The 10,533-nt window shown below is 72.6% G+C and carries 9 protein-coding genes; 4 read left to right on the forward strand and 5 right to left on the reverse strand.

Translation table 11 applies throughout. The annotated features are described in order from the left end of the window. The first annotated feature begins 257 nt into the window (after nt 1-257). A complete protein-coding gene (locus tag ACZ4WH_RS43405) occupies nt 258-479 on the forward strand; it encodes a hypothetical protein (RefSeq protein WP_468191696.1) in 222 nt (73 codons plus the stop codon). Between the two features lie 272 nt (nt 480-751). Continuing rightward, nucleotides 752-2,494 carry a pyruvate dehydrogenase gene (locus ACZ4WH_RS43410; protein WP_468191698.1) on the forward strand — a complete coding sequence of 581 codons (1,743 nt, stop codon included), beginning with the start codon at nt 752-754 and terminating at the stop codon, nt 2,492-2,494. Between the two features lie 13 nt (nt 2,495-2,507). Here the strand turns inward: ACZ4WH_RS43410 and ACZ4WH_RS43415 are convergent, their stop codons facing one another. Then, entirely contained in the window at nt 2,508-4,157 is a 1,650-nt protein-coding gene (locus tag ACZ4WH_RS43415) for an MFS transporter (RefSeq protein WP_468191701.1), read from the reverse strand. 202 nt (nt 4,158-4,359) lie between these two features. On the opposite strand from ACZ4WH_RS43415, the gene ACZ4WH_RS43420 reads away from it, so the two are divergent. Next, nucleotides 4,360-5,325, forward strand: coding sequence for an AraC family transcriptional regulator (locus ACZ4WH_RS43420; protein WP_468191704.1), 966 nt, complete (start codon nt 4,360-4,362; stop codon nt 5,323-5,325). Nucleotides 5,326-5,387: 62 nt separating this feature from the next. Here the strand turns inward: ACZ4WH_RS43420 and ACZ4WH_RS43425 are convergent, their stop codons facing one another. The 4 genes from ACZ4WH_RS43425 to ACZ4WH_RS43440 all read right to left on the reverse strand — a co-directional run bounded on the left by ACZ4WH_RS43425 (nt 5,388) and on the right by ACZ4WH_RS43440 (nt 9,318). Next, entirely contained in the window at nt 5,388-6,125 is a 738-nt protein-coding gene (locus ACZ4WH_RS43425) for a YoaK family protein (protein ID WP_468191706.1), read from the reverse strand. Further along, nucleotides 6,106-6,630, reverse strand: coding sequence for a DoxX family protein (locus ACZ4WH_RS43430; protein ID WP_468191710.1), 525 nt, complete (start codon nt 6,628-6,630; stop codon nt 6,106-6,108). The genes ACZ4WH_RS43425 and ACZ4WH_RS43430 overlap by 20 nt, the downstream gene beginning before the upstream one ends. 52 nt (nt 6,631-6,682) lie before the next feature. Then, nucleotides 6,683-7,345, reverse strand: coding sequence for a hydrolase (locus ACZ4WH_RS43435; RefSeq protein ID WP_468191713.1), 663 nt, complete (start codon nt 7,343-7,345; stop codon nt 6,683-6,685). 104 nt (nt 7,346-7,449) lie between these two features. Then, complete coding sequence (locus ACZ4WH_RS43440) at nt 7,450-9,318, reverse strand: amidohydrolase (protein ID WP_468191717.1); 1,869 nt, start codon at nt 9,316-9,318, stop codon at nt 7,450-7,452. 432 nt (nt 9,319-9,750) lie between these two features. Between ACZ4WH_RS43440 and ACZ4WH_RS43445 the strand changes: the two genes are divergently transcribed. Further along, nucleotides 9,751-10,533: alpha/beta hydrolase (locus tag ACZ4WH_RS43445; protein ID WP_468191715.1), on the forward strand; the 783-nt coding region annotated here is incomplete at its 3' end.

The raw sequence follows: 10,533 nt of genomic DNA on the forward strand, positions 1-10,533 counted from the left end.
CGACGTGCACTCCCCCCCCCCCCCCCCCCCCCCCCCCCCCCCCCCCCCCCCCCCCCCCCCCCCCCCCCCAGCGACGGGCCGAATATGCCGCACACGTTCGCTGCCGGATACGGCCGGCGCCCGGTCGATTTCCGCACACGCACGAACGAGGTGTTGTTGTGGAGCGATGGACAAGGCGCGAGGGCGAACGGCTGCTCACCGGGAAAGGCCGGTACGTCGCCGATATCCATGTGCCGGGGTGTGTGGACGCCGCACGCGTGAGAAGCAAGACCGCCCACGGCGTGCTGCGGTCCGTGGACTGCGCCGCGGCGCGTGCCGCCGCGTGCCGGGAGTGGCCGACGCTCGTCAAGGACCGGGTGCGCCATCCCGGCGAGGCGCCGGCGGTCGTCCTCGGCGAGGACCGCTACCGGGCCGAGGACGGGGCCGCCGAGGTCACCGCCGTGACCGATCCCCTGCCGGCCGTGGTGACCCCGGGCTGACCACGGCGACCCACAGCTGACGATCCCAGGGACCAGGCGAGACCTGGCGGCCCGCCTGCTGGACTGGCAGGCCGCCGGAGACCGCCGCGCCCTCGCCGCGACCGGGGGACCGCCCCGGCGCCGCCGCCGACCGGTGCGCTGCCGGAACCGATCCCGTGCGCGGACGGACAACCGCGGCAGTCCGCGCTCACTAGCGTGGTCCGGGCGCGAGGCAGGCCCTCCGTGCTCCCGCCCGGAGGGTCGTGCCGCAAGGCCCGAACCCTAGGAGTGCCATGGCCAAGCAGACCATCGCCGAACAATACGTCGACCTCATGGCGCGCGCCGGTGTGCGCCGCATGTACGGCGTGGTCGGAGACAGCCTGAATCCCGTCGTCGACGCGGTCCGGCGGCACGCCGACGTCGAGTGGATCCAGGTCCGCCACGAGGAGGTCGCGGCGTTCGCCGCCGGAGCGGAGGCCCAGCTCACCGGGCGGCTGGCCGCGTGCGCGGGGTCCTGCGGACCCGGCAACCTCCATCTGATCAACGGCCTGTACGACGCCCACCGCTCGATGGCACCCGTGCTCGCGCTGGCCGCCCACATACCCAGCGGCGAGATCGGCACCGGCTACTTCCAGGAGACCCACCCCGACCGGCTGTTCGCCGAGTGCAGCCACTACTCGGAGCTGATCTCCTCACCGCGTCAGATGCCCCGCGTGGTGCAGACGGCGATCCAGCACGCCGTGGGCCGGCGCGGGGTCTCGGTCGTGGCGCTGTCCGGCGACACCGCCGCCGAGGACTCCCCGGACGCGGCACCCGAACTCGCCATGCCCCTGGACCTGCCCGCCATCCGCCCGAGCGACCAGGAGATCACCCGGCTCACGGAACTGGTGGACGGCGCCGAACGCGTCATGGTGTTCTGCGGCCGGGGCGTCGCCGGAGCCCACGCCGAGGTGATGGAGTTCGCCGGCAAGGTCAAGGCCCCGGTGGGCCACGCCCTGCGCGGGAAGGAACACATCCAGTACGACAACCCCTACGACGTCGGCATGTCCGGTCTGCTCGGCTACGGCGCCGCCTACGAGGCCATGCACGAGTGCGACCTGCTCATCCTCCTCGGCACCGACTTCCCGTACACCGACTTCCTGCCCCGCCATGTGCGCACCGTGCAGGTCGACGTACAGCCCGAGCGGCTGGGCCGGCGCACCCAACTCGACTTCGCCGTCTGGGGAGACGTACGCGAGACCCTGCGGTGCCTGACGCCCGCGGTGCGGGAGAAGCAGTCGCGCCGGTTCCTCGACCGGATGCTGGAGCGGCACGCGCACGCCCTCGAAGGCGCCGTGCACGCCTACACCCGCGACGTCGACCGGCACACCCCGATCCACCCCGAGTACGTGGCCTCCGTGCTCGACGAAGAGGCCGCCGACGACGCCGTGTTCACCGTCGACACCGGCATGTGCTGCGTGTGGGCGGCGCGTTACCTCACGCCCAACGGCCGCCGCCGCATCCTCGGCTCCTTCGTGCACGGTTCCATGGCCAACGCGCTGCCCCAGGCCATCGGCGCCCAGTTCCTCGACCGTGGCCGGCAGGTCGTCTCGCTCTCCGGCGACGGCGGGTTCTCCATGCTCATGGGCGACTTCCTCACGCTCGTCCAGTACGACCTGCCGGTCAAGGTGGTCGTCTTCAACAACTCCTCCCTCGGCATGGTCGACCTGGAGATGATGGTCGACGGCCTGCCCCCGCACGGCACCAGCTACCCGCACGCCGACTACGCCGCCATCGCCAGGGCCGCCGGAGCGCGCGGCATCCGGGTGGAGCAGCCCGGTCAGGTCCGGGACGCGCTGCGGGAGGCGTTCGCCCATGACGGGCCCGCGCTCGTCGACGTCGTCACCGACTCCGCCGCGCTGGCCGTGCCGCCGAAGATCACCACCGAGCAGCTCACCGGCTTCGCCCTGTCCGCGAGCCGGACGGTCCTGAGCGGGGGCGTCGGCCGCATGGTCCACCTGGCCCGGGCCAACCTCCGCAACATCCCCCGCCCCTGACCCGGCGCGCCCCCTACCCGGCGAGTGCGGGGCCGGACCCGGCCGGTACGGCCGGCCCCGCCACGGTGTCGAAGGCATGGGTCACCTCGGGCACCGTCCCCGGCGCGAGCAGCTCACGAGCCTCCTCCTCGCGCCGGCGGTCGGTGGCCGTCCACCGGACGTGGTGCTGGGCGCGGTGTTCCGCCCAGGAACCGACGAGGTAGTTCTCGACGAAGCGTTCCGGGTCGTTGCCGTCCTGGTAGAGGCCCCAGGAGAGGGCGCCCGTACGGCGCCGGGAACGGGCGACCTGGCGCATGCGGTCCGTGAACGCGGCCCGGTTCTCCTCGGGGACGCGGTAGACGACGGAGACCAGGACCGGGCCGTCGGCCTCTCCCGGCTCGAACACCAGGGGAGGGGCAGGCCAGTGGTCGGACGGCGTGGGGTTGATGCCCTCGGCGTCGTACAGCGGCCACCGGCGCACACTGGCGGCGCTGAGCAGCATCACCGCCCCGGCGATCAGCAGGCACGCGCTGAGCCCGGCCCAGTCGGCCACCGCGCCCCACAGAGGCGCCGCGAGCGCCTGACCGCCCTGGAACACCAGCAGATACACCGCGAGGCCACGCGCCCTGACCCAGCCGGGCAGCCGTGTCTGCACGGCCGCGTTGAGCGTGGACAGCACCCCGATCCAGGCCAGGCCCGCCGGCAGCAGGGCGACCGTGACCAGCCAGGGTGTGCGGACCGTCGCCAGTACGGCGAGCACCCCGGCGAACACCAGGGCGCCGGCGGCGAGCGTGCCGTTGGCACCCAGCAGGGCACGGACACGCGGCAGCGCGAACGCGCCCGCCACGGCACCCACGCCCACCGCCGCCAGCAGGAGCCCGTATCCGCCGGAGCCAAGGCCGAGGAAGCGGCTCGCGGTCAGGGGCAGCAGCGCCCACAGCGCGGCCCCGCCCGGGATGAACAGGAGCGTGCGCAGCAGCACCCGGCGGACACCGGGTGCGTTCCACACGTAACGGCGGCCGGCGTACAGGGCCGCCAGCAGGCCGTCGTCGCCCGGGGTGGCGGCGGCCTGCCCCGGGCGCCGCCACGCCACGAGGACGGCCGCGATGCCCAGGTAGGAGGCCGCGTTGAAGGCGAAGACCCAGCCCGCGCCCGCCGCCGCGACCACCGCCCCGCCGAGTGCCGGACCGACGGCACGGGCCAGGTTCATGTTCACCGCGCCCAGCGCCGCCGCCTGACCGAGCCGTCGGCGCTCCACCAGTTCGGGCTGGATCGCCTGCCAGGCCGGGCCCATCAGCGCGGTGCCGCACCCGAGCAGGAACGTGAGCACGAGCAGCACGGTCGGCGTCAGGGCGTCCAGGAACGCCAGCACGGCCAGGGCACCGGACACGGCGAGCATCGCGCACTGCGCGGCCAGCAGCACCGAGCGCCGGTCGAAGCGGTCGGCGACCACCCCGGCGGGCAGGGCCAGGAGGACGACGGGCAGGCCGGCGGCGGTCTGCACGAGCGTCACCAGCGCGGCACCGTGTCCGACCAGCAGCCACTGCGCGCCCACCGTCTGCATCCAGCTGCCGATGTTCGAGACCAGCTGGGCGATCCACAGGGCACGGAAGACGCGCGCCGCGAGCGGCGCCCACGGGGAGTCGGTCGCGGCGGGTGCGGAGGTTGAGGATGCGCTGCTCATGCCCGGGACAGTAGGGGCCGCCGACTCGCGTCTGTTGACCGTGAGCGCATGGGATGTGGCCCGGCAGCGCAGCGCGCCGTCACTGTCTTGTCACTCTTTTCGCACATCCACCGGCCTACGCTCCGGGCGAAGCGGAGCCGGGTCCGGATTCCCCGACGCCGCCGCTTCAAACGCGACAACAGTCCGGAGGCAAGGGTGGTTCATGTCCCTCACAGACACGTCCCTCATCGGCAGGCGCACGGTCGGCGTATCAACGGTCGGCACGTCACCGGACAACGGGGTGCGGCGGATGCCCATGGGCTTGGACATCGTCGTCAGGGACGCGGCACCAGCACTCCTGCCCCGGGAGAGACCGCCGTACGCACCGCAGGGCCCCGCCGCACGCCCCCGGCGGCTGATCGCCCGGGAGGGCGGCGAGTACCTCTTCGTGGGGCTGCGCGACACCGGCGGCGTCCCCGCCGCGCGGCAGGCCGCCACGGACGTGCGACTCGGCCCTGGGGACATCTGCTTCTACGACGTGCACCAGCCCACGCTGCTGGACTTCCCGCGCAATGCCCGCCTGAAGGCGTTCCTGCTCCCGCGTGAACTGCTCGGACTCGCCCGGCCCGACGTGCCGCGCGTCGCGCACACCCCGGTCACCCCGACGACCCGGCTGGGCGCCCTGCTCTCGCCGTTCCTGTCCGACTTCGCCGACACCGCGGCGGTGTTCCGGTCCCCGGTCGGCGACATGCTCGCCTGGAACGCCGTGAACCTGTTGTCCACCTTGGCCGGCGAGCATCTGGCCGACCAGGCGCGGGGACGGGAGCCGGACACCCGGGCGCCGCTGCTGTCGGACATCCTGGACTTCATCGACCTGCGGCTGAGCGACACGGACCTGTCGCCGGAGACGATCGCCCGGGCCCACCACATCTCCGTCCGCTACCTGCACAAGCTGTTCCGGGAGGAGGGCACGACGGTCGGCCGGCTGATCCAGCGCCGGCGGCTGGCCGAGTGCCGGCGTGCCCTCACCCTCCGTTCCGCGGGGAACACGACCATCGCGGCGGTCGCGCATCGCTGGGGCTTTCCGAGCCCCACCCACTTCAGCCGCGTGTTCCGCGCCACCTACGGGATGTCGCCCAGCGAATGGCGGGACTTCGCCGGGCGGGGCGACCGGGAGGCCGGGGGATGAACGGGCCGGACTCCGGCCCTTCCGTCAGGACCATGGCCTTCCGTCAGGGCCGAAGCTTGCCGTCAGGACGGCGGCCGGGTCCAGGCGGCGCCGTCGGCGGACAGGCGGTGGGTCACCACGGAGGTGAGCGCCAGGAGCAGCAGGCACACGCTCAGGGTGAGCACGAGGTGGCCGTGCAGGACGAGTTCCGCGCCGGCGAGGGCACCGAGCAGCATGGCCAGCACGGACAGGATCCGGCGGCCGGGCCTCGGCGCCGCACCGCCCGCCGCCGGCGAGTCCGCGGCCAGACCGGTGAGGGTCAACGTCAGCACGGTCGTGGTGAGGTCCGGCACGCCGAGGCGCCGGGCGACCGCGTTCTGGAGCCCCATGGCGAGCCCGAGGCACACGATCAGCGTGTACTCGACGCCGGTGGTGACCCGGCCGTCGGCGACCGCCGTGACGACCACGGTGACCGCGACCAGCACCGTCTGCGCTGCGGTGGCCGTCTTCAGCAGGTTCCCCCGATGCCCCGCGAACCGGGTCCCCAGCCGGCCGCCGCTCAGCGCGCCGGCGAGGAACGCCGCCAGCGCGACGACGGAGGCGAGCGCGGACAGGGTCTGGGCACCTGCCAGCGCGAAGCCGAGGAACACCACGTTGCCCGTCATGTTGGCGACGAAGACGTGGCCCAGCGCCAGATAGCTCACCGCGTCGACCAGACCGGTGACCACGGTCAGCGTCAGCATCAGCGGAGGCAGCGGGCCATGCCGGTCACCCTTGGGCGGAACCAGCGTGCGGGCCGCGTCAGTCAACAGGCTGCGCATAGGTCTTTCCTTCCGATGCCAGGGGCGTGCGGTGCAGCACCAGGCGGGTCAGCAGCCCGCTCGCCGGGCCGATCACGATCGCGGCGAGGGCGACCCACACCGGCCACGGCGTGATGCCGAGCGCGTGGTCGACGGACCACTCGCCGGGCCCCGTGAGGGCCAGCGCCGCGGAGACGACCACGAGGACCAGGGGGTACTCGTAGCCATCGTTCTGCACCCACAGGCCCTTGGGCCACTTGACGGTGCCCGCGACCGTCATCACGCCCATGGCGGCCATCGCCGCCAGGGGCGTGAGCAGACCGGCGGTCAGGAACAGGCCGGCCCCGATCTGGCTGGCGCCCGCGACGACCGCGGTCAGCCGGCCCCCTCGGAACCCGTCGTGCCGGAACTCCTCGGTTCCGCCTGCCAAGCCGTGGCCCCCGAGCCGGAAGCTCACCTTCTGCACTCCGTGACCGGCGACGAGGAGTCCCGCCACCACCCGGAGGACCAGCAGTCCCGCGTCCATCTCTTCCTGCCTGTTCCTGACTCAGTCCTTGATCGCTGTGCTGGGGGAGGGGTCAGCCGGCCGCGTGGCCGCCGATGAAGGTCTGGGCGTACACCAGGCCGAGGCCGTAGGCGCCGCCGTGCTCCTTCACGACCTCCGTCACCGGCACGTACGTCTCGCCGCGGGCCCAGTCACGCTGGAGCTCCAGCAGCACCTGCACCCAGGTGACCGGGACGGCGCCGCCCTGGATCATGCGCTGGACGGCGTGCTCGTGGGCCTGCGGGCTGACACCGCCGGACGCGTCGGTGACGACGTAGACCTCGTAGCCCTGGGCGATGGCGGAGAGCGCCGGCAGGACGACGCAGACCTCGGTCCACAGACCGGCGATGACGAGCTTCTTGCGGCCGGTCGCCTTGACCGCCTCGACGAACGCGGCGTCCTCCCAGGCGTTCATCGTGCTGCGGTCGATGATCTTCTGGTCCGGGAACACGTCCGCGAGCTGCGGCAGGATCGGCCCGGAGAAGGACTCGGCGGCCACGGTGCTCAGCACGACCGGCACGTCGAACACCTTGGCGGCCTTGGCCAGACCCAGGGTGGCGTTGATGATCGCGGTCCGGTCGCCGCTGCCGGTGCCGAAGAACATCTGCGGCTGGTGGTCCACGAACAGGACCGCGCAGTTGTCCGGGGTCAGCAGGTCGGGGCTGGGGGACGCGGTGACCTGGGCGATGTCGACCATGAGAGTGCCTTTCCATTCATGTGCAGCGGCGCGGACGGACGTCCGCGTCGGACAACGACCGTCCTGAGGACGGGGTCTGTGGGTGCGAACGAAGCGGGGATCGCTCAGAGGACGAAGCAGGGATCGAACGGCATGTCGGCGGCGCCGGAGGCCAGGCCGCGCCGTGCGCGCCACGCGCGGTGCTGCTCCGACTCCGCGACGGCCTCGCCGAGGGACTCCGCCTGGCGCACCCCGGCCGGCCGGGACGCCTGGTAGCCGCCGAAGCGCGCCACCGGGCTCCAGGCGGGGGTGACGGGCGGCAGCTCCTCGTCGAGGCCCTCGTACTCGCGGGCGGCGTAGACGATCCGGCCGCCGGTGACCGTGAGCAGCGACTCGATGTGCGCGATCTCCGGCTCCGGCACGGTGAAGTAGTCGTCGGACAGCACCGCGAGGTCCGCGTAACACCCGGCCCGCAGTACGCCCTTGACCTGCTCCTCGCCGGTCAGTTCGGCACCGGCGACGGTGAACATCCGCAGCGCGGTCTCCCGGTCGACACGGTTGCCGGGGGAGCGGAGCACGAGGTCGCCGATGTCGCGCCCGCTCACCAGCCAGTGCAGGGCGACCCAGGGGTTGTAGGTGGAGACCCGGGTGGCGTCCGTGCCGGCGGCCACGGTCAGTCCGCGGTCCAGCATGGCGCGGATGGGCGGGGCGTCCGCGGCGGCTCCGGGGCCGTAGCGGCGCAGGAACGCCTCGCCCTGGAAGTACAGCCGGTTCTGGACGGACATGGCACCGCCGAGCGCGGCGACACGGTCGAGGCTCTCCGCGGACACGGTCTCCGCGTGGTCGAACAACCAGCGGTTCCCGGCCGGGAAAAGCCCCTCGGCGGCCAGCTTCTCGAAGACCGCGAGATCGCGGCGGATGGTCTCGTCGTACGTGGCATGCAGCCGGAATCCCCAGCCGTTCTCCATGAGGAGACGTACGGCCTTCTCGAACTCGCCCTCGTAGTCGCCGAGTTCCGGGCGCGGCTGGCTGAAGTTCTCGAAGTCCGCCGCCGCCCAGGTGAGGTTCTCACCCGCGCCGTTGAGACGCAGCCACGCGTCCCCGTCCTCGGGGCGGGCCATCTCGATCCAGCGGGAGAGGTCGGCTATCTCCTGACCCGCGGTCTGCGGGAAGAGGTGGTAGGCGATACGCAGCGACAGCTGACCGGCCTTCGCCAGCTCGATGACGGTGCCGTAGTTCTCGGGGAAGTTCTGGAAACCGCCGGCGGCGTCGATCGCGGAGGTCAGACCGAACCGGTTGAGTTCGCGCAGGAAGTGACGGGTCGAGACCTTCTTGTCCTCGCCCGCCAGAACCGGCGCCTTGGCCAGTGTCGAGTAGAGGATGAGGGCACTGGGCGCGGCCAGCAGCATGCCCGTCGGTTCACCGTCCCGGCCGCGGACGATCTGTCCGCCCTTGGGGTCGGGCGTGTCCTTGTCGAACCCGGCGGCCCGCAGCGCCGCCCGGTTGAGGACGGCCGACTGGTACAGGTGCAGGACGAACACCGGGGTGTCGGGGGCGGCGGCGTTCAGCTCGGCGACGGTCGGCAGCCGCCGTTCGGCGAACTGGTCGGCCGACCAGCCTCCGACCACCCGCACCCACTGGCCCTTCGGCGTCCGCGCGGCCTGTTCCCGCAGCATCGCCAGAGCCTGACGGAGCGTCCGGACCCCGTCCCAGCGCAGCTCCAGCACGTAGTTGAGGCCGCCCCGGATCACATGCAGATGGGCGTCGTTGAGTCCTGGGATCATCCGCCGGCCGAGCGCGTCCACCACCTTCGTGGCGGGCCCGACGTGCGGGGCGACGTCCTTGTCGTCGCCGACGACCGTGATGACACCGCCTCGCACGGCGAGGGCCTCGGCATGCGGGCGGCGCGGGTCCCCCGTATGGATACTGGCGTTGCGGACGACCAGCTCCGCGGCATCGTCGGTGGCCTGGGGAACCAGCCCGCCGACCGGCATGGCAGACACGTGTGCGGGACCTCCTCCGTGGTGGGCGCCCTGGATGTCCGCCGCACTGGCGCTCGGCGGCCGGGAAGGGCGACGGGCGGGGCGACGAGAAAAAAGATCAGAGACGCGGGTGAGAGAAGCGGTGATGGCGCGAGAGTCCGCCGTCGTGCCGATGGGCGGACCGCGACCGCTGTGCCCTCACGCTAGGCCGGGGGAACACCACCGTGTGTCCCGTCCGTGCACTGGCATGGTCCCCACAGCGCACTCGCGTGCGGCGGGCGGCGTTCGTGCACTTTGAGGACGTCAGGCGTGCACGGACGGGCAACCGCCGCGCGGACAGCGGCTCTACGGTGGCGCTCAGCGGCGCCGGAGTGCCCAGCACAACCATCCGGCTCGTATGCCGGAACCGACCGGCGCCCCCTAACGCATTGCCAGGAGATTCGCATGTCTGATGCCCAGGCGCCGGTGACCCCGGTGCTGGAACCCGCCGCGGCCGAGTTCGCGGCGGCGACCGCCAACCCGCCCTACCTCTTCGACCTGACCCCCGCCGAGGGCCGCAAGGCCGTCGACGAGGTCCAGTCCGGCGAGATCGACAAGCCCGCCGTCGACGAGGAGTGGATCACCGTCCAGGGCGGTCCCACGGGCAGCGTCCGGGCACGCATCGTCAAGCCCGCCGGCACCACCGGCACCCTCCCCGTCATCGTCTACATCCACGGCGCCGGCTGGGTCTTCGGCAACGCCCACACCCACGACCGCCTCGTACGCGAACTCGCCGTCGGCGCCCAGGCCGCCGTCGTCTTCCCCGAGTACGACCTCTCCCCCGAGGCCCGCTACCCCGTCGCCATCGAGCAGAACTACGCCGTCGCCCAGTGGGTCGTGGAAGAAGGCTCCTCCAAGGGCCTGGACGGCTCCCGGCTCGCCGTCGCCGGTGACTCCGTCGGCGGCAACATGACCGCCGCGCTGACCCTGATGGCCAAGGAACGCGGCGGCATCCCGCTGCGCCAGCAGGTGCTGTTCTACCCGGTCACCGACGCCACCTTCGACACGGCGTCCTACCACCAGTTCGCCACCGGCTACTTCCTGCGCCGCGACGGCATGCAGTGGTTCTGGGACCAGTACACCACCGACGAGTCCGAGCGCGCCCGGATCACCGCCTCCCCGCTGCGCGCCACCACCGAGCAACTGACCGGGCTGCCCCCGGCGTTGGTCATCACCGGTGAGGCCGAC

It is taken from the genome of Streptomyces sp. NPDC029138 (genome assembly GCF_055564375.1).

Excerpts from the sequence above, each read along its gene's own strand:
- ACZ4WH_RS43435 (WP_468191713.1), bottom strand. The coding sequence starts at position 7,345 with ATGGTCGACATCGCCCAGGTCACCGCGTCCCCCAGCCCCGACCTGCTG.
- ACZ4WH_RS43410 (WP_468191698.1), top strand. The coding sequence starts at position 752 with ATGGCCAAGCAGACCATCGCCGAACAATACGTCGACCTCATGGCGCGC.
- ACZ4WH_RS43430 (WP_468191710.1), bottom strand. The coding sequence starts at position 6,630 with ATGGACGCGGGACTGCTGGTCCTCCGGGTGGTGGCGGGACTCCTCGTC.
- ACZ4WH_RS43425 (WP_468191706.1), bottom strand. The coding sequence starts at position 6,125 with ATGCGCAGCCTGTTGACTGACGCGGCCCGCACGCTGGTTCCGCCCAAG.
- ACZ4WH_RS43440 (WP_468191717.1), bottom strand. The coding sequence starts at position 9,318 with ATGCCGGTCGGCGGGCTGGTTCCCCAGGCCACCGACGATGCCGCGGAG.
- ACZ4WH_RS43420 (WP_468191704.1), top strand. The coding sequence starts at position 4,360 with ATGTCCCTCACAGACACGTCCCTCATCGGCAGGCGCACGGTCGGCGTA.
- ACZ4WH_RS43415 (WP_468191701.1), bottom strand. The coding sequence starts at position 4,157 with ATGAGCAGCGCATCCTCAACCTCCGCACCCGCCGCGACCGACTCCCCG.